At 70.1% G+C, this 22,387-nt stretch carries 20 protein-coding genes and 1 pseudogene; 6 read left to right on the forward strand and 15 right to left on the reverse strand.

Translation table 11 applies throughout. The features are described 5' to 3' along the window. Positions 1-20 precede the first annotated feature (20 nt). The 4 genes from ruvX to CSC64_RS11815 form a co-directional block, all read right to left on the reverse strand. Positions 21-500, reverse strand: coding sequence for a Holliday junction resolvase RuvX (gene ruvX / locus CSC64_RS11800; protein ID WP_162435526.1), 480 nt, complete (start codon positions 498-500; stop codon positions 21-23). Then, positions 493-1,062 carry a YqgE/AlgH family protein gene (locus tag CSC64_RS11805; protein ID WP_162435527.1) on the reverse strand — a complete coding sequence of 190 codons (570 nt, stop codon included), beginning with the start codon at positions 1,060-1,062 and terminating at the stop codon, positions 493-495. Before CSC64_RS11805 ends, ruvX begins: the two co-directional genes overlap by 8 nt. Positions 1,063-1,278: 216 nt before the next feature. Next, positions 1,279-2,409 carry a PilT/PilU family type 4a pilus ATPase gene (locus tag CSC64_RS11810; protein ID WP_162435528.1) on the reverse strand — a complete coding sequence of 377 codons (1,131 nt, stop codon included), beginning with the start codon at positions 2,407-2,409 and terminating at the stop codon, positions 1,279-1,281. A 69-nt stretch (positions 2,410-2,478) separates the two neighbouring features. After that, a complete protein-coding gene (locus CSC64_RS11815; RefSeq protein WP_162435529.1) occupies positions 2,479-3,516 on the reverse strand; it encodes a type IV pilus twitching motility protein PilT in 1,038 nt (345 codons plus the stop codon). 110 nt (positions 3,517-3,626) lie between these two features. Here CSC64_RS11815 and CSC64_RS11820 point away from each other — a divergent pair, with 110 nt between their 5' ends. From CSC64_RS11820 to CSC64_RS11835, 4 genes are all read left to right on the forward strand, one after another. Continuing rightward, a complete protein-coding gene (locus tag CSC64_RS11820; protein WP_162435530.1) occupies positions 3,627-4,310 on the forward strand; it encodes a YggS family pyridoxal phosphate-dependent enzyme in 684 nt (227 codons plus the stop codon). Between the two features lie 48 nt (positions 4,311-4,358). Further along, a complete protein-coding gene (gene proC, locus CSC64_RS11825) occupies positions 4,359-5,198 on the forward strand; it encodes a pyrroline-5-carboxylate reductase (RefSeq protein WP_162435531.1) in 840 nt (279 codons plus the stop codon). Further along, positions 5,195-5,668: a DUF4426 domain-containing protein gene (locus CSC64_RS11830; RefSeq protein WP_162435532.1), complete on the forward strand. Its 474-nt coding sequence runs from the start codon at positions 5,195-5,197 to the stop codon at positions 5,666-5,668. Before proC ends, CSC64_RS11830 begins: the two co-directional genes overlap by 4 nt. A gap of 199 nt (positions 5,669-5,867) precedes the next feature. Continuing rightward, positions 5,868-6,281 carry a hypothetical protein gene (locus CSC64_RS11835; protein ID WP_162435533.1) on the forward strand — a complete coding sequence of 138 codons (414 nt, stop codon included), beginning with the start codon at positions 5,868-5,870 and terminating at the stop codon, positions 6,279-6,281. 55 nt (positions 6,282-6,336) lie between these two features. Here the strand turns inward: CSC64_RS11835 and CSC64_RS11840 are convergent, their stop codons facing one another. From CSC64_RS11840 to CSC64_RS11885, 10 genes are all read right to left on the reverse strand, one after another. Beyond that, the gene (locus tag CSC64_RS11840; RefSeq protein ID WP_162435534.1) at positions 6,337-7,200 is read right to left on the reverse strand and encodes a pirin family protein; all 864 of its coding nucleotides are present in this window, start codon (positions 7,198-7,200) and stop codon (positions 6,337-6,339) included. Positions 7,201-7,343: 143 nt separating this feature from the next. Then, a complete protein-coding gene (locus CSC64_RS11845) occupies positions 7,344-8,705 on the reverse strand; it encodes an NAD-dependent succinate-semialdehyde dehydrogenase (protein ID WP_162435535.1) in 1,362 nt (453 codons plus the stop codon). Positions 8,706-8,808: 103 nt separating this feature from the next. Continuing rightward, a complete protein-coding gene (locus CSC64_RS11850; RefSeq protein WP_162435536.1) occupies positions 8,809-9,654 on the reverse strand; it encodes an ABC transporter permease subunit in 846 nt (281 codons plus the stop codon). Further along, the gene (locus CSC64_RS11855) at positions 9,651-10,562 is read right to left on the reverse strand and encodes an ABC transporter permease subunit (protein WP_162435537.1); all 912 of its coding nucleotides are present in this window, start codon (positions 10,560-10,562) and stop codon (positions 9,651-9,653) included. The genes CSC64_RS11850 and CSC64_RS11855 overlap by 4 nt, the downstream gene beginning before the upstream one ends. Further along, positions 10,559-11,695 carry an ABC transporter ATP-binding protein gene (locus CSC64_RS11860; RefSeq protein ID WP_162435538.1) on the reverse strand — a complete coding sequence of 379 codons (1,137 nt, stop codon included), beginning with the start codon at positions 11,693-11,695 and terminating at the stop codon, positions 10,559-10,561. Before CSC64_RS11860 ends, CSC64_RS11855 begins: the two co-directional genes overlap by 4 nt. A gap of 67 nt (positions 11,696-11,762) precedes the next feature. Continuing rightward, positions 11,763-12,884, reverse strand: coding sequence for a polyamine ABC transporter substrate-binding protein (locus CSC64_RS11865; protein ID WP_425501721.1), 1,122 nt, complete (start codon positions 12,882-12,884; stop codon positions 11,763-11,765). A gap of 201 nt (positions 12,885-13,085) precedes the next feature. Beyond that, positions 13,086-14,213, reverse strand: coding sequence for a polyamine ABC transporter substrate-binding protein (locus CSC64_RS11870; RefSeq protein WP_162435540.1), 1,128 nt, complete (start codon positions 14,211-14,213; stop codon positions 13,086-13,088). Between the two features lie 52 nt (positions 14,214-14,265). Beyond that, positions 14,266-15,627 carry an aspartate aminotransferase family protein gene (locus CSC64_RS11875; RefSeq protein WP_162435541.1) on the reverse strand — a complete coding sequence of 454 codons (1,362 nt, stop codon included), beginning with the start codon at positions 15,625-15,627 and terminating at the stop codon, positions 14,266-14,268. Positions 15,628-15,662: 35 nt separating this feature from the next. Then, on the reverse strand, positions 15,663-17,051 hold the full coding sequence (locus CSC64_RS11880; RefSeq protein ID WP_162435542.1) for a glutamine synthetase family protein: 1,389 nt from the start codon (positions 17,049-17,051) through the stop codon (positions 15,663-15,665). Between the two features lie 37 nt (positions 17,052-17,088). Beyond that, a complete protein-coding gene (locus tag CSC64_RS11885) occupies positions 17,089-17,865 on the reverse strand; it encodes a gamma-glutamyl-gamma-aminobutyrate hydrolase family protein (protein WP_162435543.1) in 777 nt (258 codons plus the stop codon). 177 nt (positions 17,866-18,042) lie between these two features. Between CSC64_RS11885 and CSC64_RS11890 the strand changes: the two are divergent. Then, a pseudogene (locus CSC64_RS11890) lies at positions 18,043-19,427 on the forward strand (glutamine synthetase family protein). Positions 19,428-19,444: 17 nt separating this feature from the next. Beyond that, the gene (locus tag CSC64_RS11895; RefSeq protein WP_162435544.1) at positions 19,445-20,731 is read left to right on the forward strand and encodes an NAD(P)/FAD-dependent oxidoreductase; all 1,287 of its coding nucleotides are present in this window, start codon (positions 19,445-19,447) and stop codon (positions 20,729-20,731) included. 213 nt (positions 20,732-20,944) lie between these two features. On the opposite strand, the gene CSC64_RS11900 is transcribed toward CSC64_RS11895, so the two are convergent. Further along, positions 20,945-22,207, reverse strand: coding sequence for an MFS transporter (locus CSC64_RS11900; RefSeq protein ID WP_162435545.1), 1,263 nt, complete (start codon positions 22,205-22,207; stop codon positions 20,945-20,947). Between the last annotated feature and the right edge of the window lie 180 nt (positions 22,208-22,387).

The raw sequence follows: 22,387 nt of genomic DNA on the forward strand, positions 1-22,387 counted from the left end.
GCGGTGGGGCGAGCCCCGCTCTACAAAGGGGTGGCGTCGGCGGGGGATTCGAGCCAGCGTTCGAGGATCACCGCGGCGGCGACCGCATCGAGCGCGGCGGGATCGCGGCGGCGGCGGTTGCCGGCGGCGCGGTCGCGGGCGAATCGCTGCGCGGCCTCGATCGAACTGGAGCGCTCGTCGACCATCGCCACCGGCACGCCGAAGCGTGCCTTCAGCTCCAGGGCGAAGGCGCGCGCACGCTTGCGGATCGGCTGGTCGCCGCCGTCCAGGGTCATCGGGTCGCCGACCACCAGGCCGCGCGGGCGCCACTCGCCGTACAGGCGTTCGACCGCCTTCCAGTCCGGGCCGGCCTCGTGCACGTCCACCACCGCCACCGCGCGTGCGCCGCCCAAGGCGCTGCCCACGGCCACCCCTATGCGCCGCGCGCCGACGTCGAAGCCCAGCACGATCGCGTCGGCCGGCGGTCGCATCGGATCGATCGGTGCGCCGGCTTCAGGCATGCCCGCTGTAATCGGCCAGGCGGAACAGGTCGTCCACGCCGATGCTCCCGGCCGCGGTCTGCCAGCGCCGCTCCAGCGGCAGTTCGAACAGTACCTGCGCGTCCATCGGTGCGGTGAGCCAGGTGTTCTCGCCCAGCTCGAACTCCAGCTGTCCGGCGCCCCAGCCGGCGCAGCCCAGGGCGACGATGGCGTGCTCCGGACCTTCGCCGGCCGCCATCGCCTCGAGGATGTCGCGCGAGGTGGTCAGGTACAGGCCCTCTGCCACCAGCAGGCTCGAATTCCACTCGCGTGCGCCATCGTGCAGGACGAAGCCGCGCTCCTGGTGCACCGGTCCGCCATGCAGCACCGTGCGCGCGCACAGCGCTTCGTCGTCGCTGCCGATGCCCATCTGCGACAGCACCTGGCCCAGGGTGTACTCGGAAGCGCGGTTGACCACCACGCCCATGGCGCCCTGCTCGTCGTGCTGGCAGATCAGGGCCACGGTGCGGGAGAAATTGGGGTCGGACAGCGCCGGCAGCGCGATCAGCAGCTGGTTGGCCAGGTTGTCGTGCGGCGCGGACATGCGGTCATTCTAGCGCCGCGCCGCCTCGCGCGAGGCGGTCACCCGTGCGCAGCGGGGGCGGTTCTCTGTAGGAGCCCACTTCAGGGGGCGACCCCGTGGCTGGGGCGTGCGGCGTTCAACGCATAGTTTCCGGAGCCACGCTGTACGCCGGCTCCGGACACGGCGTCGGGTCGCCCTCATGCGGGCTCCTACGAAAAGCGGAACGCGGCGCAGGGCTCAGCGCACCTCGGCGATCTCGACCCCGTCCAGCCCCTGGGCCAGGGTGCGCGCGTCGCCGCCCTGGGAGAGCTTGATGCGCAGGCGCACCTCGTTCTGCGAGTCGGCGTAGCGCAGTGCGTCCTCGTAGGAGATCTCGCCGGCCTGGTACAGCTCGAACAGGCTCTGGTCGAAGGTCTTCATGCCCAGGTTGGTGGACTCCTTCATCACTTCCTTGAGCTTGTGGATCTCGCCGTCGCGGATGTAGTCCTGGACCAGCGGCGTGCCGAGCATGATCTCCATCGCCACCCGGCGGCCCTTGCCGTCCGGGGTCGGGATCAGCTGCTGGGCGACCACGCCCTTGAGGTTCAGCGACAGGTCCATCAGCAGCTGGCTGCGCCGGTCCTCGGGGAAGAAGTTGATGATGCGGTCCATCGCCTGGTTGGCGTTGTTGGCGTGCAGGGTGCACAGCACCAGGTGGCCGGTCTCGGCGAAGGCGATGGCGTGGTCCATGCCCTCGCGGGTACGCACCTCGCCGATCATGATCACGTCCGGGGCCTGGCGCAGGGTGTTCTTCAGCGCGTTCTCCCAGGTGTCGGTATCGATGCCGACCTCGCGCTGGGTGATGATGCAGCCCTCGTGCTTGTGCACGAACTCGATCGGGTCCTCGATGGTGATGATGTGGCCGGTCGAGTTCTGGTTGCGGTAGCCGATCATCGCCGCCAGCGAGGTCGACTTGCCGGTGCCGGTGGCGCCGACGAAGATGATGATGCCGCGCTTGGTCATCGCCAGGGTCTTGATCACCGGCGGCAGGTTCAGCTCTTCGACCGTGGGGATCTTGGTCTCGATCCGGCGCAGGACCATGCCCACCTGGTTGCGCTGGTAGAAGCACGACACGCGGAAGCGGCCCACGCCGGCCACGCCGATCGCGAAGTTGCACTCGTGGGTCTTCTCGAACTCCTCGCGCTGCGCCGGCGTCATCACGTTCAGCACCAGGTCGCGGCTCTGCTGCGGCGTCAATGGCGTCTGCGTGATCGGGCTGATCTTGCCGTGCACCTTCATCGACGGCGGCATGCCAGCGGTGATGAACAGGTCCGACGCCTTCTGGTGCGCCATCAGCTTGAGGAACGAGGTGAAGTCGATGGTGCTCATGCCGTGCTCCCGATGCTTGTTTGGCCTTGCCCGGACCGGCGTCCGCCCCCGCGGGCGCCGGGTCCGCCGTCACTCGAACAGGCGCTTGTCCTTCGCGTATTCCTTCGCCTGGTGGCGGGTGACCAGGCCGCGCTTGACCAGGTCCTGCAGGTGCTGGTCCAGGGTCATCATGCCGTACTGCTGGCCGGTCTGGATCGACGAGTACATCTGCGCGACCTTGTCCTCGCGGATCAGGTTGCGGATGGCCGGGGTGCCGACCATGATTTCCCAGGCCGCGGTGCGGCCGCCGCCGACCTTCTTCAGCAGCGCCTGCGAGATCACCGCGCGCAGCGACTCGGACAGCATCGAGCGGACCATCGGCTTCTCGCCGGCGGGGAACACGTCGATGATGCGGTCGATGGTCTTGGCCGCCGACGAGGTGTGCAGGGTGCCGAACACCAGGTGGCCGGTTTCCGCGGCGGTCAGCGCCAGGCGGATGGTCTCCAGGTCGCGCATTTCGCCGACCAGGATGTAGTCCGGGTCCTCGCGCAGCGCCGAGCGCAGGGCCTCGTTGAAGCCGTGGGTGTCGCGGTGCACCTCGCGCTGGTTGATCAGGCACTTCTGCGAGGTGTGGACGAACTCGATCGGATCCTCGACGGTGAGGATGTGCCCGTACTCGTTCTTGTTGATGTGGTCGATCATCGCCGCCAGCGTGGTCGACTTGCCCGAGCCGGTCGGGCCGGTGACCAGGATCAGGCCCTGCGGCTGGTCGATCAGCTCGCGGAAGATCGGCGGGCAACCCAGGTCTTCCAGGGTCAGCACGTCGGAGGGAATGGTGCGGAACACCGCGCCGGCGCCACGGTTCTGGTTGAACGCGTTGACGCGGAAGCGGGCCAGCGACGGGATCTCGAACGAGAAGTCGACCTCGAGGAATTCCTCGTAGTCGCGCCGCTGCTTGTCCGACATGATGTCGTAGACCAGCGCGTGGACCTGCTTGTGGTCCAGGGCCGGGATGTTGATCCGGCGGACGTCGCCGTCGACGCGGATCATCGGCGGCAGGCCTGCGGACAGGTGCAGGTCGGAAGCCTTGTTCTTGACCGAGAAGGCCAGCAGTTCGGCGATATCCATGCGCGTGTTCCCCCGTGATCCAGCATAGCCTGCGCATCGGCGCAGGCTGGAACGATACATCCCCGCGGGGCAGTATAGCGCTCCCGCCGCTGCCGCCAATGCCCGACGCGATGTCCGCCGACCGCCTCGAAAACGTGACCCAGCGCATCCAGAACGCGGCCACCGCCGCCGGGCGGCCAGAGCCGGCGCTGCTGGCCGTGTCGAAGACCCAGCCTGCGGCGGCGGTGGAAGCACTGGCCCGCGCCGGGCAACGGGCCTTCGGCGAGAACTACGTGCAGGAGGCCGCGGCCAAGCGCCAGGCGCTGGCCGCGACCCTGCCGGGGCTGGAATGGCACCTGATCGGGCACCTGCAGTCGAACAAGGCGGCGCAGGCGGCGGAGGTGTTCGACTGGGTGCAGTCGCTGGACCGGCCCAGCCTGGTCGCCCCCCTCGCCCGCCACCGCGCGCCCGCGCGCGGCCGCCTGAACGTGCTCATCCAGGTCAACGTCGAGGGCGAGCCAGGCAAGTCCGGTTGCCGGCCGGAGGACCTGCCCGTGCTGGCCGCGGCGGTGGCCGCGCAGCCGATGCTGGCCCTGCGCGGGCTGATGGCGATCCCGGTGCCGCACGAGGACCCGGAGCTGCGCCGGCCCGCGTTCCGGCGCATGCGCGGGTTGTTCGAACAACTGGCCGGCAGCCATGCCGGCATCGATACGCTGTCGATGGGGATGAGCGACGATTTCGCCATCGCCATCGCCGAGGGCGCGACCCTGGTCCGGATCGGGACCGCGCTGTTCGGGCCGCGGCCGGCGAAATGAGCCGGCGCCGCGCACCCTCCCTCCCCCTGCCTACCGGATGACCCACCGATGACCGGATCCAACCCCGCGCACGACACCCTGGCCTTCATCGGCGGCGGCAACATGGCCCGCAGCCTGATAGGCGGCCTGGCCCGGCGCGGCGCCGACACCTCGCGCATCTGCGTCGCCGAGCCGGTGGCCGCGCTGCGCGAGGCGCTGGCCGCCGACTTCGGCGTACAGGCCTTCGAACGCGGCGAGGAGGCGGTGGCAGGCGCCGGCCTGTGGCTGCTGGCGGTCAAGCCGCAGGGGATTCAGGCGGCCTGCGCACCGCTGCTGCCGGCGGCGCGGGCGCAGGGCCCGCTGGTGGTCTCGATCGCCGCCGGGATCCCGGTGGCGCGGCTGCAGGAATGGCTCGGCGGCGACCTGCCGGTGGTGCGCTGCATGCCCAATACCCCGGCCCTGCTCGGCGCCGGCGTGACCGGGCTGTTTGCCGGCCCCGGGGTCGACGCGGCCGGGCGGCAGCGGGCCGAGGACCTGCTGTCCAACGCCGGTGCCACGGTCTGGGTCGCGGAAGAAACGCTGATCGACGCGGTGACCGCCGTATCCGGCAGCGGCCCGGCCTATGTCTTCCTGCTGGCCGAGGCGATGGAGGCGGCCGCGGTCGCCGCAGGCCTGCCGGCGGCCGACGCCCGCCCCCTGGTGGTGCAGACCCTGCTCGGCGCGGGGCGGATGCTGGCCGAGGCCGGCGAAGACCCGGCCGCACTGCGCCGGCGGGCGACCTCGCCCGGCGGCACCCCCCAGGCCGCGATCGAAACCTTCCAGGCCGGCGGCTTCGAGGCGCTGGTCGCCGCCGCGGGGCACGCCGCGCGCGGACGCGGCGCGGCGCTGGCCTCGGCGGGCGGCGCATGAACGCGCCCCGCCGCGGCACCGCGGCCACCGGCGCGCTGGCATTCGCGCTCGCGCTGTCCGCCTGTGGCAACCCCGCGCCGGAGCCGGCGCAGTTCATCCCGCCGCCGCAGAGCCACACCGAACTGGACGGCCTGCGCGCGCGCTACAACCTGCTGCCCACGCTCGCGCTGGGCGAGGCGGTTGCGCGCGAGTACGGGGTGGGGCGCGCGGCCGATACCGCCCTGCTGGTCGTGGCCCTGCGCCGCGACGGCGGCGATGGCGACGAAACCACCGCCGACGGCGAGGTCAGTGCCGAAGCCGTGGACCTGGCCGGCCGCCGCCAGGCGGTGGCCATGCGCCGGATCGCCACCGGCGACTACGTCGACCATGTCGGACTGGTCCGGATCGGCACGCGCGACACCATGCGCGTGCACGTCACCGTGGTGGCAGATGGCCGTCGCCAGGAATTCGACTTCCAACGCAGTTTCTGACCCCGGGGTTTGCATCGCGCGGCGCTGCTGGGTAAGTTCGGGAAAGCGGAACCGCCCCACGCGCCATTCCGTCCACGTGGCGCGGTGAGCGGGGAAGCATCGTGCGGGCGCGTCCGGCGCCGGCGCAGGCATGCACCGCAGGCCCGCCCGCACGCAAGACCGGCAACGCGCCTGCCAGGCAGGCGCAGGGGGAAGCGTGATGAAAAAAATCCATTGCCTGGGCCTGCTGGCCCTCGCCTTCGCATTCGATGCCACCGCGCAGGACGCCGCGTGTCCGGCGCTGCCCAGCGGATCGGACCTGCACTGGGAACAGAAGAACGGCACCAGCTTCACCCTGTGCCGGGCGCTGGATGGCGAGCGCCCGGTGCTCAGCGTGATGTTCACCGCGGACTCGGTGCCGAAGCCGCCGCGCCGCAACCGGCTGGAGGAAGGCCGGATAGGCAGCCACGAGGTCTACTGGTACATGCCGGATGTGATCCAGGGTGGCCAGGCCAAGCGGATCGCGTTCATCGAACTGGATGACGACCGCTACGCACAGGTGTGGGTCGACGCTGGCAGCGACGTCGAGCTGCGGCAATTGCTGGTACTGGCGCAGAATCTCCCGCTGCACTGAGCGCGACGACGGCGCCGGCTGCGGCCGGCGCACCGCGGGCCGCCGGACCGGTCCGTCAGAAGCGGCCTTCCTGGAAGTCGACGAAGGCCTGCATCAGTTCCTGGCGGGTGTTCATCACGAACGGGCCGTGGCGCGCGATCGGCTCGCGCAGCGGCCGGCCCGCGACCAGGATCAGCCGCGCACCGGTATCGCCGGCGCGCAGCGGCAGCAATCCGCCGCCACCGAGCACGCCCATCTCGCGGGCCTCGAGCGGGCGCGCGTCCTCGCCCTCGCCCACTACCAGCGCGCCTTCGAACACATAGGCGAACGCGTTGTGGCCTTCCGGCAGCGCGTATTCCCAGGCCGTGCGCGGCTCCAGCGTGATGTCCAGATACAGCGGATCGGTGGCCGGCTGCGCGATCGGACCGGTGGTGTCGCCGACGCGGCCGGCGATCACCTTCACCTCCACGCCCGGCGCCGGGTGCGCCACCGGAATGCTCGCGGGGGCGAATTCCTGGTAGCGCGGGTCGGTCATCTTCTCGCGCGCGGGCAGGTTCACCCACAGCTGGAAGCCGCGCATGCGCCCGGACTCCTGCTCGGGCATCTCCGAATGGACCAGGCCGCGGCCAGCGGTCATCCACTGCACGCTGCCCGGCGTTAGCAGGCCCTCGTTGCCGTGGTTGTCCTTGTGGCGCATGCGCCCGTCGAGCATGTAGGTGACGGTCTCGAAGCCGCGGTGCGGATGGCTGGGGAAGCCGGCGATGTAGTCCTCGGCCTGGTCGGTGCCGAACTCGTCGAGCAGCAGGAACGGATCGAGCTCGGGCAGGTCGGGGCCGCCGATCACCCGGGTCAGCTTGACCCCGGCGCCGTCGGAGGTGGCGCTGCCGCGGACCTTGCGGACCAGGCGCGCGTGCTGGATGTCGCTGGGCGATGCGTTCATGGGACTGGCTCCATTGGCTTGCCGGCAAGATGGAGGCTGCAGGCCGCGCGGGGAACCCGTGCGGGCACAACGGGTTGTTCCAGTGCCGGTGCTGATCGGCGTGGGCGCGGCCCTAGAGCCACGCTTGCCCGGCTGCTCCCCCGCTACGCCACGTACACCGACTTGATGTTCATGAACTCGTGGATGCCGTGCCCGGCCAGTTCGCGGCCGAAGCCCGATCGCTTGGTCCCGCCGAACGGCATCCGCGGGTCGCTCTTCACCACCGCGTTGACGAAGGCCGCGCCCACCTGCAGCTGCCGCGCCACGCGCTCGCCGCGCTCCGGGTCCGCGCTCCACACGCTGCCGCCCAGGCCGAAGCTGGTGTCGTTGGCCACCCGCACCGCCTCGGCCTCGTCGGCGACCCGCAGGATCCCGGCGACCGGGCCGAACAGTTCCTCCGCGTAGGCCGGCATGCCCGGCACCACCCCGTCGAGGATCGATGCCGGGTAGCCGGCATGGGAGGCGTCCGGCTTGCAGCCGAGCAACGGTCGCGCGCCCCTGGCGATGCTCGCTTCGACCTGCCGCTGCAGTTCCTCGCGCAGGTCGCGGCGCGCCATCGGCGCCAGGGTGGTCGCTTCGTCGCCGGGGTCGCCCAGGCGCAGCTTCGCTGCCGCCTCGACGAAGCGCCGGGTGAACTCATCGGCGATCGCGTCGACCACGATGAAGCGCTTGGCCGCGATGCAGGTCTGCCCGGCGTTGCCGAAGCGCGAGGCGACCGCGCCGGCCACGGCCCTGTCCAGGTCCGCATCCTCGAGCACGATGAAGGCGTCGCTGCCGCCCAGTTCCATCACGCATTTCTTCAGTTGCGCGCCGGCGTTGCCGGCGACCGAACTGCCGGCCCGCTCGCTGCCGGTCAGGGTCACCGCCACCACGCGCCGGTCGCGGATCACTTCGGCGGCCTGCGCATTGTCGATGTGCAGCACGCCGAATACCCCTGCCGGCAGCCCGGCCTCCTCCAGCACGCCGGCGATCGCGTCGGCGCAGCGCGGCACGTTGCTGGCGTGCTTGAGCACCGCGACATTGCCGGCCATCAACGCCGGCGCCAGGAAGCGGAACACCTGCCAGTACGGGAAGTTCCACGGCATCACCGCCAGCACGCAGCCCAGCGGCTCGTAGCGCACGTAGCTGCGCCGGGCCTCGGTGGCGATGTCCAGCTCGGCCAGGTAGGCGGCGGCGTGGCCGGCGTAATAGTCGCAGGCGACCGCGCACTTCTCGATCTCGGCCAGCGCCTCGCGGCGCAGCTTGCCCATCTCGGCGGTCATCGTCCGCTGCAGTCCGTCACTGCGCCGGCGCAGGGCCGCGGCGATGGCGTGCAGCACCTCGCCGCGCGAATCCAGGCTGCGCCGTGACCATTCCGGGAACGCGGCCTGCGCGGCGGCGAGCACCCCCTCCACCTGCGACGGCGCCATCAGCTCGTGGCGGTACTCGACCTGCCCGGTCGCGGGATTGACGGTTTCGACGGTCATCGCCTCAACGCCTGCGGTTCGAAAGGTGCGTATTGCCGGAGTATCGCGCCAGCGGCGTCACGAAGACCTGAATCCGGGCGCATGCGCCCGCCTTTCCGCCGGCTCAGCCGTTCTCCTGCAGCGCCAGCTGCATGTCGCGCTGGCGCCGCTGGTCCTCGCGGAACATCAGCCACCAGCCGATCACCGCGGCGATCGACACCAGCATGATCATCAGCGTGGCCAGTGCGTTGATCTTCGGGCTCACCCCCAAGCGCACCGAAGAGAAGATCTTGATCGGCAGCGTGGTCGAATCGGGGCCCGCCACGAAACTGGCGATCACCACGTCGTCCAGCGACAGGGTGAAGGCCAGCAGCCAGCCGGACACCAGCGCCGGCGCGATGATCGGCAGGGTGATCAGGAAGAACACCTTGAGCCGGTTCGCGCCCAGGTCCATCGCCGCCTCTTCCAGCGACTTGTCCAGGTCCTGCAGGCGCGAGGACACCACCACGGTGACGAAGGACACGGTCAGGGTCACGTGCGCGATCCAGATCGCGACCATGCCCTTGGACGGGATGCCCATCGATGCGCCCACCGAAACCAGCATCAGCAGGATCGACAGGCCGATGATCACTTCGGGCATCACCAGCGGCGCGGTGATCAGCGCGCCGAACACGGTCTTGCCCGGGAAGCGGTGGAAGCGGGTCATCACCATCGCGCCCAGGGTGCCGACGACCGTGGCCGCGCTCGCCGTCCAGAATGCAATGCGCAGGCTGACCCAGGCCGCGTCCAGGATCTGCCGGTCGCGCAGCAGCTCGCCGTACCACTTCACCGAGAACCCGGCCCAGACCGTGGCCAGGCGCGAGGAATTGAACGAATACACCACCAGCAGCAGGATCGGCAGGTACAGGAAGGCGAAGCCCAGCACCAGCACCGACCAGCGCAGCAGTTTCTGCCCCAGGCTCGGGTTCATGTCAGCCGGCCCTCCATTTCCTTCTGCTGGAACCGGTTGAACACCAGGATCGGCACCAGCAGCAGGAGCAGCATCACGATCGCCACCGCCGAGGCCGCCGGCCAGTCGCGGTTGTTGAAGAACTCGCCCCACAGCACCCGCCCGATCATCAGCGTGTCCGGGCCGCCGAGCATCTCCGGGATCACGAACTCGCCCACCGCCGGGATCATCACCAGCATGCAGCCGGCCACTATTCCCGAGCGCGACAGCGGCAGGGTGATGCGCAGGAACGCCTGCCACGGCCGGGCGCCGAGGTCGTAGGCCGCCTCCAGCAGGCGCAGGTCGAGCTTCACCAGGTTGGCGTACAGCGGGAGGATCATGAACGGCAGGTAGCAGTAGACGATGCCGATGTAGGCCGCCAGCGGCGTGTAGAGGATGCGCAGCGGCGCGTCGACGAGCCCGGTCCAGAGCAGGAAGCGGTTGAGCAGGCCGTTGGCGTCGAGGATCCCGACCCAGGCGTACACCCGCAGCAGGAACGAGATCCACGACGGCAGCACCACCGCCATCAGCGCGATGTTGCGGCTGGACGGCTTCATCCGCGCGATGAAGTAGGCCATCGGGTAGCCGATCAGCAGGCACAGCAGGGTCGAGACCGCGGCGATCCTGATCGAGCTCAGGTAGGCCAGCACGTACTGCGCATCGGTGAACAGGGCCACGTAGTTGCCCAGGTTCAGGCGCAGGGTCAGCGCCTTGTCGACGTACTCCAGCACCGGCGTGTACGGCGGCATCGCGATCGCCAGCCGCGAGAACGAGATCTTCAGCACGATCAGGAACGGGATCGCGAAGAACACCCCCAGCCACAGGAACGGGACCGCGATCACCGCCCAGCGGCCGCCCGGGACGAAGCGCTTCAGCGCGGCGGCGTTCATGAGGTCAGCACCACGCCGTCGTTGTCGTCCCACCACAGCCACACCTGGTCGCCCCAGGTCATGCCCTCGCTGGCCCAGCGCTTGTCGTTGGCGAAGTTGACCAGCAGCTTGATCCCGCCGGGCAGGCGCACGTGATAAACCGAGTGACTGCCGAAGTAGGCGATGTCCTCGATCGTGCCCTGCGCCTTGTTGTGGTCCTGCGCCGGCTCGGCCTTGCCGATCCCCAGCTTCTCCGGGCGCACCGCGAACGACACCGCCTGGCCGGTGAAGCCGGTGATGCCGTGGCCGATGCGGATCGGCGCGGCGAACGCCGCCGTCTTCAGGGTCACGTAGTCCGGCTCGTCCTCGTCGATGGTCGCGTCGACCAGGTTGACCGAGCCGATGAACTCGGCGGCGAAGCGGTTGGCCGGCTGCTCGTAGATCTCGTCGGGGGTGCCGACCTGCTGGATCCAGCCCTGGTCCATCAGCGCGATCCGGGTGGCCATGGTCATCGCCTCCTCCTGGTCGTGGGTGACCATCACGCAGGTCACCCCGGAGGTTTCGATGATGTTGACCAGCTCCAGCTGCATGCGCGAGCGCAGCTTCTTGTCCAGCGCGCCCATCGGCTCGTCCAGCAGCAGCAGCTTGGGCCCCTTGGCCAGCGAGCGCGCCAGCGCCACGCGCTGCTGCTGCCCGCCGGAAAGCTGGTGCGGCTTGCGCTTGGCCAGCTTGCCCAGCTGCACCATCTCCAGCATCTCGCCCACGCGCTTCCTGATCGCGTCCTTGGCCAGCCCGTCCTGCTTCAGCCCGAAGGCGATGTTCTGCTCCACGGTCATGTGCGGGAACAGCGCGTAGGACTGGAACATCATGTTGATCGGCCGCTCGTACGGCGGCAGCTCGTTCATGACCTCGCCGTCGAGGACGATTTTCCCCTTGGTCGGCCGCTCGAACCCGGCCAGGCAGCGCAGCAGCGTCGACTTGCCGCTGCCCGAGCCGCCCAGCAGGGCGAAGATCTCGCCCTTGCGGATATCCAGGCTGACGTCGTCGACGGCGACGAAGCCGTCGAACTCCTTGCGCACGCCCTCGATCCGCAGGTAACGCTGGGCACCCGCATCGGCTGGGGTCCCGTTCGCGCGTTCGTTGCTCACCGCCATGGCCACTCCAGGTTGGGGGTGGGCGGGCGCCGCTGGCCGGCAGCCCGCGCCTGTGTTGCCGTGCAGCCTAACGGCCGGTCTTGAGCTCGGTCCAGAGCCGGGTGAACAGGCGGTCCAGCTCCGGCGGCAGGATCGCCAGGGTGAACAGCTTGGCGGCGGTTTCCGGCGGCGGATAGATCGTCGGATCGTTGCGGATCGCCTCGTCCACCAGCGGCAGCGAGCCCGGCACCGGGTTGGGGAAGCTGATGAAGTTGGTGTTGGCCGCCGCCACCTCCGGCCGCAGCAGGTAGTCGATGAACGCGTAGGCGTTGTCGACGTTCTTCGCATCGGCCGGGATGGCGAGCATGTCGAAGAACAGCGAGGTGCCCTCCTTCGGGATCGAGTAGGCCACCTTGACCCCGTTGCCGGACTCGTCGGCGCGGTCGCGCGCCTGCAGCACGTCGCCGGACCAGCCGATCACCAGGCAGGCACTGCCGTTGGCCAGCGCCTCGATGTACTGCGAGGAGTGGAAGGTCTGGATGTAGGGCCGCAGCGTCTTCAGCAGCGCGGTGGCCTTGGCGATCACCGCCGGGTCGGTGCTGTTGGGGTCTTCGCCCAGGTAGTTCAGCACGACCGGCACCACCTCGGAGGGGGCGTCCAGGAACATCACCCCGCAATGCTGCATCTTCGCCAGGTTCTCGGGCTTGAACACCAGGTCCCAGCTGCCGGCGATCTCGGTGCTGCCGAAGGCCGCGGCGAGCTTGTCGACGTTGTAGCCGATGCCGGTGGTGCCCCACATGTACGGGACCGAGTACTGGTTGCCCGGATCCTGCACGGCGATGCGCTTCATCAGCTCCGGGTCCAGGCCCGCGTAGTTCTTCAGGCGGGTCTTGTCCAGCGGCTGGAACACCCCGGCCTGGACCTGCCGCCCGAGGAACTGCAGCCCGGGCACGACCACGTCGAAACCCGACCCGCCGGCCAGCAGCTTGGCCTCCAGCACCTCGTTGCTGTCGAACACGCCGTAGTTGACTTCGGTGCCGCGCTCGCGCTCGAAACCGGGGACGGTGTCCTCGGCGATGTAGTCGGACCAGTTGTAGACGTTCAGCACGTTGCCGCCGGGGGCCGCAGCCGCCGCGTCGCCTCCGGCCGCCGCCTCCTTCCCGCCGCCGCACGCCGACAGCGCCACCGCCGCGGCCAGCCCGCACACCATCCAGATCGGTCTACGCATGTTCATCGTCGGATCCCCATCGCCCCGCAGGGCCTGTCGGTTGTCCACGACGCCGCCTTGCGGTGGCGTCCCCGGGTCTTTCCCCTCGACTTCCCACCCACTGCATCGACTGTTGCGTGTTGCGGTGCCGCCTGCGGCTGCGTCCGCGCCGGCCGCGGGTGCGGCCGGCGCCTTGCGGTGCGCTCAGCGGCCGGTCTTGATCTCCGTCCACAGCCGCGTGTACAGCTTGTCGGTCTCCGGCGAATTGATCGCGTAGGTGAACAGCTTGGCCTTGACCTCGTCCGGCGGGTAGATCGTCGGGTCGGTGCGGATCGCCTCGTCCACCAGCGGCGTGGCCGCGGTCACCGGGTTGGCGTACTGGATGTAGTCGGTGTTGTTGGCCGCCACCTGCGGTTCGAGCAGGTGGTTGATGAAGGTGTAGGCGTTCTCCGGGTGCTTGGCATCGGCCGGGATCGCCAGCATGTCGAACCACTGCGGCGCGCCTTCGACCGGGATCGAGAAGCCGACGTTGACGCCGTTGCCGGCCTCCTCGGCGCGGTCGCGGGCCTGGATGATGTCGCCCGACCAGCCCACCACCAGGCAGGTGGTGCCGTTGGCCAGCGAGCTGACGTACTGGCTGGAGTGGAAGTTCTGCACGTAGGGGCGGATGCCCTTGATCAGGTCGGCGGCCTTCTGGATCACCGCCGGGTCGGCGCTGTGCGGGTCCTCGCCCAGGTAGTGCAGCGCGATCGGGATCATGTCCGACGGAGTGTCGAGCAGGGTCACGCCGCAGTCCTTGAGCTTGCTGATCTTGGCCGGGTCGAACACCAGGCTCCAGCTGTTGGTGACATCGGTGCTGCCGAACGCGGCGGTGACCTTGTCGACGTTGAAACCGATGCCGGTGGTACCGGACATGTACGGCACGCCGTACTTGTTGCCCGGGTCCTGCGCGGCGATCAGCTGCATCACCTGCGGGTCCAGGTTGGCCAGGTTCGGGATCTTCGACTTGTCCAGTTCCTTGAACACGCCGGCCTGGATCTGGCGGCCGAAGAAGTTCAGGGTCGGCACGACCACGTCGTAGCCGCTGGAGCCGGCCAGCAGCTTGGTTTCCAGCACCTCGTCGCTGTCGTAGACGTCGTAGGTGACACGGATGCCCGACTGCTGCTCGAAGTTGGGGATGGTGTCCTCGGCGATGTAGTCCGAGTAGTTGTAGACGTTGAGCACCTTCTCCTCGCCGGCGGCGGTCTTGCCGTCCGCGCCCCTGCCGTCCTTGCCGCCACAGGCGGCCAGCAGGGTCACGGCGATACCCAGGGTAAGCAGGCGAAGCTTCATGGGGTGCTCCTTGTCACGTTTTGGGGGTCGGGGCAGCGTAACGCCGGCCCGGTCATTTGCCCAGCGCGGCGGCGGTCTCGTCCAGTGCCTTCCACGCCTTGTCGAACAGCTCGTCGACCTGCGCCGGGGTGATCACCAGCGGCGGCGACAGCAGCATCGAATCCCAGGTGGCGCGCAGGATCAGGCCATGGCGCAGGGCGATGTCGCGGCACAGGCCGCCGACATTGCCGCGCTCGGGGAAGAACGCCCGCCGGCCCTTGTCCGGGACCAGTTCCAGCGCGCCCATCAGCCCGGCGATCCGCGCCTGGCCCACCAGCCGGTGTTCGCCCAGCTCGGCCCAGCGCTGTGCCAGGTACGGTGCGGCCACCTCGCGCACGTGCTCGACGATGCGCTCCTCCTGCAGGATCCGCAGGTTCTCCAGCGCCACCGCCGCGCACACCGGGTGGCCCGAATAGGTCGCCCCGTGCGCCAGCTCGCCGCCGCTGTCCTTCAGCACCCCGGCGACGCGATCGTTGAACATGGCAGCACCCAGCGGGATGTAGCCGGAAGTGATGCCCTTGGCCACCGGCATGATGTCCGGCTGGAAGCCGAAGTACTGCGAACCGAACCATTCGCCGGTGCGGCCGAAGCCGCAGATCACCTCGTCGGCGACCAGCAGCACGTCGTACTTGCGGCAGATCCGCTCGATCTCCGGCCAGTAGGTCTTCGGCGGGATGTACACGCCGATCGCGCCCATGATCGGCTCGCCGATGAACGCGGCCACCCGTTCCGGGCCCAGCTCGAGGATCTTCTGCTCCAGCCGGCGCGCAGCGACCAGGCCGTACTCGTCTTCGGACAGGTCGCCGCCATCGGCGAACCAGAACGGCGGCTCGATGTGGTGGATGTCCGGGATCGGCAGGCCGCCCTGCCCGTGCATGCCCTTCATCCCGCCCAGGCTGGCGCCGGCCACGGTGGTGCCGTGGTAACCGTTGTGGCGGCCGATGAAGATGTTCTTGCGCGGCTGGTCCTGCACTGCCCAGAAGTGGCGGACCAGGCGCAGGATGGTGTCGTTGGCCTCCGAGCCGGAATTGACGAAGAAGGCGTGGTTGATGTCGCCCGGCGCCAGCTCGGCCAGCTTGGCCGCCAGGCGGATGGTCGGTTCGGTGGTGCACTGGAAGAAGCTGTTGTAGTACGCCAGCTCGGTCATCTGCCTGGCCGCCGCGGCGCCCAACTCAGGCCGGCCGTAGCCGATGTTCACGCACCACAGCCCGGCGAAGGCGTCGAGCAGCTTGTTGCCCTCCGCGTCCCACACGTAGCAGCCCTCGCCACGGGTGAGCACGCGCGTGCCCTTCTTCGCCAGCGCCGCGTTGTCGTTGAACGGGTGCAGGTGGTGGGCGGCGTCGAGGCGCTGCAGTTCGCGGAGGTCGGTCGTCATCGGGGCTGGCGGTTCCGTCGGGTGTGATCGGGGTTCTACACGTTCAGCAGCAGGAACTCGCGCTCCCAGGAGCTGATGACACGGAAGAAGGTTTCGTATTCCTTGCGCTTGACCGAGATGTAGGCGCGGACGAAGCGCGGGCCGAGCAACGCCTGCAGTTCGGCGCAGCCCTCCAGTCCGTCCAGGGCCTGGTTGAGCGAGCGCGGCAGGGCGAAGCCGGCGTCCTGCGCGCTGTGGTCCATCGCCGGCATCGGCTGCAGCTTCTCGCGGATGCCGAGCAGGCCGCAGGCCAGGGTCCCGGCCATGGCCAGGTAGGGATTGGCGTCGGAACCGGCGAAGCGGCTTTCGACCCGGGTGTTCTCCGGGGTGTCCATCGGTATGCGCAGGCCGCAGGTGCGGTTGTCGTAGCCCCAGTGCACGTTGATCGGCGCCACCTGGCCCAGCGCCAGGCGGCGGTACGAGTTCACGTTCGGGGCGAAGAACGCCATCGCCATCGGCACGTACTTCTGCAGGCCGCCCAGGTAGTGGAGGAAGGTGGTGCTGAGTTCCTCCGCCTTCCTGCCGGCGAACACGTTGCGGCCGCTCTTCAGCTCCACCAGGCTCTGGTGGATGTGCATGGCGCTGCCGGGCTCGTTCTCCATCGGCTTGGCCAGGAAGGTGGCGTAGATGCCGTGGCGCAGCGCCGCCTCGCGCATGGTGCGCTTGAACAGGAACACCTGGTCGGCGCGCGAGAGTGCGTCGGCGTGGGTGAAGTTGACCTCCAGCTGGGCAGCGCCGGATTCGTGGATCAGCGTGTCCACGTCCAGCTCCATCGCCTCGCAGTAGTCGTACATCAGGTCCAGGATCGGGTCGAACTCGTTGACCGCGTCGATCGAGTACGACTGCCGCGCCGTCTCCGGGCGCCCGGAACGGCCGGCCGGCGGCAGCAGCGGGAAGTCCGGGTCGGTGTTCTTCTGCACCAGGAAGAATTCCAGCTCCGGCGCGACCACAGGCTGCAGGCCCAGTTCGTCGTAGGCGGCCAGCACCCGCCGCAGCACGTTGCGCGGGGCCAGTTCGTGCGGTTTGCCGTCCTTGGTCTGGCAGTCGTGGATGACCTGCGCGGTCGGGTCGGTGGCCCACGGCACCATGCGCACCGTGTCCGGGTCCGGGCGCAGCAGCATGTCCGAGTCCGACGGCGAGGTCAGCTCGTAGTAATCGTCCGGATAGTCGCCGGTGACGGTGGTGGCGAAGATGCCCTCGGGCAGGCGGGTGCCGTAGTCGTGGCTGAACTTGTCGGCGGGGATGATCTTGCCGCGCGCATTGCCGGTGATGTCCGGCACCAGGCACTCGACCTCGGTGATGTGCCGCTCCTTCAGCCAGCGCCGCAGCGAGCTCTCCTGCTGGGCACTGCTGGCGGGCTTGCGGCGACTGGGGCGGGTGCTCATGCGGGATCGTCCGTGGAAGGTGCGTGCATGGGGCGCTTCAGGCGAACGCGGCGGCGGCCTGGCGCGCGCGCCGCGCCGCATGGACGCGGCAGGCATCGCCGAAGGCGCGCAGGATGCCCAGGTAGAAGGGATTGCCGGTGACCTGCCACTCCGGATGCCATTGCACCCCGAGCAGGAAGCCGCCGCCGTCGCGGCGGAATGCCTCGATCGCCCCGTCCGGCGCGATCGCCTCCACCCCCAGCCCATCGCCAAGCCGGGCCACGCCCTGGCCGTGCAGCGAGTTCCCCCGCGCATGGGTGCCGCCGGCGATCACGGCCAGCAGGCCGCCTTCGGCCAGGCGGATGTCGTGCGCGGGGCCGTACTGCACCTCGAGCGGGTCGTCGGTGTCCTCGCGGTGATCGGCGAAGCCGGCGGCCTCGTGCAGCTTCTGGTGCAGGGTGCCGCCGAAGGCGACGTTCACTTCCTGGAAGCCGCGGCAGATCGCCAGCAGCGGCAGGCCCATGGCCACCGCGCGCGGGACCAGGCCCAGGGTGGTGGCGTCGCGCGCCGGGTCGTGCAGGTTGCCTTCCCAGCTCGGCTCGTCGCCGTAGTGGTGCGGTTCGATGTTGCTGACCGCGCCGGTGAGCAGCAGGCCGTCGAGGCGATCGAGCCACTCGTCCGCCGCCAGCGGCGGCTGCAGCGCCGGCAGCAGCACCGGGGTGGCGCCGGCGCCGTCGACCACCGCGCGCACGTACTTCTCGCCAACCGCGAGGAACGGATGCTGGCCGATCTGTTTGCGGTCGGTGGGCAGGCCGACCAGGGGCGGCAGGGCCATGCGCGGAGGGGTCCGGTGGCGTTCGGGCAACTTACCCCGGCCGTTTTATTTTTACAACACGAGTGGCCGCTCCGTACGCCTGCAGGGCCGAAAGGATGCCGCACGGCACGGATCGCGTTGAGTATTCTTGACGGCGCTGCCGCCTGCTACTCTCCACCGGACCCGCCGAGGCCCCCGATGAACCGCGCATCCACCCCTTCCCCGCTGCCGCCGGACGACCTGCAGACCCTGCTCGCCCTGCCCGGCCACGAGGACGCGCACATCGACCTGCTGCTGCCGGACTGCAACGGCGTGCTGCGCGGCAAGCGCATCACCGCCGGGACGCTGGAGAAGGTCTACGCCGGCGGCGTGTGCCTGCCGATGTCGCTGGTCGCCGCCGACATCACCGGCAACACCGTCGAGGAGACCGGGCTGGGCTACGACATCGGCGACGAGGACCGGATCTGCCGGCCCATCCCCGGCAGCCTGCGCCCGGTGCCGTGGTCGCCGCGGCCTGCGCTGCAGCTGCTGCTGGCGATGGAGGACGGTGCCGGCGGCTGGTTCGAGGCGCACCCGCGGCGGGGCTGGAGCGGGTGCTGGAACGCTACCGCGCTCTCGGCCTCACCCCGGTGGTCGCGGTGGAGCTGGAGTTCTACCTGTTCGACCGCCTGGCCGATGCCGACGGCCGCCCGCAGCCCACGCTCAACGCCAGCGACGGCCGCCGCAACGCCAGCACCCAGGTCTATTCGATCGACGACCTCGACGAGAACGCCGGCTTCATCGACGCGGTCGCGCGCGCCTGCCAGGCCCAGCGCATCCCCGCCGACACCGCGGTGGCCGAATACGCACCCGGCCAGTTCGAGATCAACCTCAAGCACCGCGCCGACGCGCTGGCCGCCTGCGACGACGCGCTGCTGCTCAAGCGCGCGATCAAGGCGGTGGCGCTGCAGCAGGGCCACCAGGCCAGCTTCATGGCCAAGCCGCTGGCGGGCCAGGCTGGCAGCGGCCTGCACCTGCACGTGAGCCTGCTCGACCGCGAAGGCCGCAACCTGTTCGCCTCCACCGCCGATGCACCGGCCGACGCCCTGCGCCACGCGATCGGCGGGCTGCAGGCCAGCGCCCGCGACAACCTGCTGCTGTTCGCGCCGCACGCCAACAGCTACCGGCGCTTCGTCGCCAACGCGTTCGTGCCGCTCAACCAGAGCTGGGGCTTCAACAACCGCACCGTGGCCATGCGCGTGCCGCACAGCGACGCGGCCAACACCCGCGTCGAGCACCGCATCGCCGGTGCCGACGCCAATCCCTACCTGGTCGCCGCGGCGGTACTGGCCGGCATCCTCGACGGGATCGAGCAGCAGCTCGATCCGGGCCCGCCGGTCACCGGCAACGCCTACGAGCAGTTCCCGGTGCAAACCCCGCACTGGCGCGAGGCGATCGACGATTTCCTCGGCAGCGACTTCGCCGCGCGCTGGTACGGCGAACCGTTCCGCCACATCTACGGACAGCAGAAGCGCAGGGAAATGGCCGATTTCCAGGCGCTGGTCCCGGACCTGGACTATGCCTGGTACCTGCGCACGGTCTGACCGGCGGCGGCCGCGCCATGGCTGACGACGCGCCCTACCCACCCAGCTGGTACGCGGCCAGCGCCACGCCTCTGCCGGAACAGCCGGTGCTGCGCGGCGTGCTGGAGGACGCGGACGTGTGCATCCTCGGCGCCGGCTACACCGGCCTGACCGCGGCGCTGGAACTGGCCGAAGCCGGCTACCGGGTGGTCGTGCTCGAAGCCGAGCGGATCGGCTGGGGTGCGTCCGGCCGCAACGGCGGCCAGGCCATCGTCGGCTACGGCTGCGAGCAGTCCACCCTGGAAGGCCTGCTCGGCCGCGACGCGGCGCGGGTACTGTTCGACGTCTCGCGCGAAGGCATGGACCGCCTGCGCGCGCGCATCGCCCGCCACGCCATCGACTGCGACTGGCGCGACGGCCATGCACACGTGCCGATCAAGCCGCGCCAGGAGCGCGCGCTGCGCGGATACATCGAGCACATGCAGGAACGTTACGACTACCCGCTGCAGTGGTGGGACCGCCGCCGCCTGCGCGACGAACTGGAAAGCGACCGCTACCTGGGCGCGGTGTACGACGCCGCCAGCGGCCACCTGCATCCGCTGGAATATGCCTTCGGCCTGGCCCGCGCAGCGCTGGCCGCCGGGGTGCGCATCTTCGAACACTCTCGCGTGGTCGAACTGGTGCGCGGCGCGAAGCCGCGCATGCGCACCGCGCACGGCGAAGTCGCCGCCGGTTTCGCCGTGATCGCCGGCAACGCCTGGCTGCGCGGGGTCGCGCCGGAACTGGAATCGCGGGTGATGCCGGTGGGCACCTACATCGCCGCCACCGCGCCTCTGGGCGCCGCGCGCGCGCGCCACCTGATCCGCAACGACATGGCCGTGGCCGACGTGAACTGGGCGCTGGACTACTTCCGCCTCGGCCGCGACCACCGCCTGCTGTTCGGCGGCCGCGCCAGCTATTCCAGTTTCCCGCCGCCGAACCTGCGCGGGGTCATGCGCCGGCGCATCCACGCCGTCTTCCCGCAGCTGGACGACGTGCCGATCGAGTACCTGTGGGGCGGCTACGTCGACATCTCGCTCAACCGCGCCCCGCACTGGGGCCGGCTGGCGCCGGAGATCTACTTCGCCCAGGGTTTCTCCGGCCACGGCGTGGCCAGCACCGGGCTGGCCGGGCGGCTGATCGCCGAGGCCATCCGCGGCCAGTCCGAACGGCTGGACCTGTACGCGAAGATCCCGCACGCGCCGTTCCCCGGCGGCCGCGCACTGCGCACCCCGCTGCTGGTGGCGGCAATGGCCTGGTACCGCCTGCGCGACGCGCTGTGGTGAGCCGCGCCGTTTCGTTTCACTCCCGTATCCGCCCCCACGCCCGCGCGGCCTCCCACTGTAGGAGCCCACTTCAGGGGGCGACCCGATGCGGCCAGCGCGCAGCCGCGTTCAATGCGACCTCTCCGGAGCGGTCACGTTGAACGCCGCGTCTGCCGGGCACGCCGGGTCGCCCCCTGAAGTGGGCTCCTGCAGACAAGCGCCAGCGACGGTGGCTCAATCCACCGGCCGCTTCGGCACCAGCAGCAATGCCAGCAGGGTGAGCGTCGCCATTCCTCCCAGGTACCAGCCCACCGCGGCGATGCCGTGGCTGCCAGCCAGGCGGGTGGCGATGTACGGCGCCGGCGAGGCGCCGAGGATGCCGGCCAGGTTGAACGCCAGCGAGGCGCCGGTGTAGCGCACCGGCGTGGGGAACATCTCCGCCAGGATCGTGCCGCACGGCCCGTAAGTCATGCCCATCAGCCCCAGGCCCAGGCACAGGAACAGCAGCACCTGCAGCGGATGGCCGGCGGCGAACAGCGGCTCGAACAGCAGCCCGAAGGCGATGATCCCGAGCGTCGCCACGATCATCGCCCGGCGCCGGCCATGGCGGTCCGCGTACACCGCCGACAGCGGGATCGTCGCCGCGAAGCACAGCACGCCGACCATCTGCAGCAGCAGGAACTCGCTGCGCCCATAGCCCAGCTGCGAGGTGCCCCAGCTCAGCGCGAACACCGTCATCAGGTAGAACAGCACGAAGGTCGCCATCAGCGACAGCGTGCCGACCAGCAGGGTGCCGGCATGCCTGGACAGCACCGTCGCCATCGGCAGCCGCTCGCGCTCGTCGCGTTCGATCGCCTTGCGGAACGCCGGCGTCTCGGTGATCCGCAGCCGCACCCACAGCCCGACCGCGACCAGCGCGGCGCTGGCGAGGAACGGGATGCGCCAGCCCCAGGCCATGAACTGGCCATCGTCGAGCACGTGCGCCAGCAGCAGGAACACCGCCGTCGCGCACAGGAAGCCCAGCGGCGCGCCCAGCTGCGGGAACATGCCGTACCAGGCACGCCTGCCCGGCGGCGCATTCTCGGTGGCCAGCAGCACCGCCCCGCCCCACTCGCCGCCCAGGCCCAGGCCCTGGCCGAAGCGGCACAGCGCCAGCAGCGCCGGCGCGGCCACGCCGATCTGCGCGTGGGTCGGCAGCAGTCCGATCAGCACAGTGGAGATGCCCATGGTCAGCAGCGCCGCCACCAGGGTCGCCTTGCGCCCGACCCGGTCGCCGTAATGGCCGAACACGGCCGAACCCAGCGGCCGGGCGAAGAACGCCAGGGCGAAGGTGGCCAGCGACTGCAGGGTGGCCGCGGTCGGCTCGGAGGCCGGGAAGAACAGCTGCGGGAACACCAGCACCGCGGCGGTGGCGTAGATGTAGAAATCGAAGAACTCGATCGTGGTGCCGATGAGGCTGGCGAACAGGACGCGGCGTGGCGAAGCGGGTGCACTCATCGGCGGCGGATCGTTCGATGGCCGGGAAGCGGCCGATTCTGGCAGAACCGCTTCGCCGTGCGCCAACGCCGCCCGCGCCGGACCGCCCCCTCCGGTCCCCGCGCCGTGCGCCGCCGCGCAGCCGCACCCGCGCGATGGCCGCCGCCGGGTGGAGATGCGAAGATTCCCCCTCGCCGGCCC

It is taken from the genome of Pseudoxanthomonas koreensis (assembly GCF_010093225.1).
In the GTDB taxonomy this organism is placed as follows: domain Bacteria; phylum Pseudomonadota; class Gammaproteobacteria; order Xanthomonadales; family Xanthomonadaceae; genus Pseudoxanthomonas; species Pseudoxanthomonas koreensis.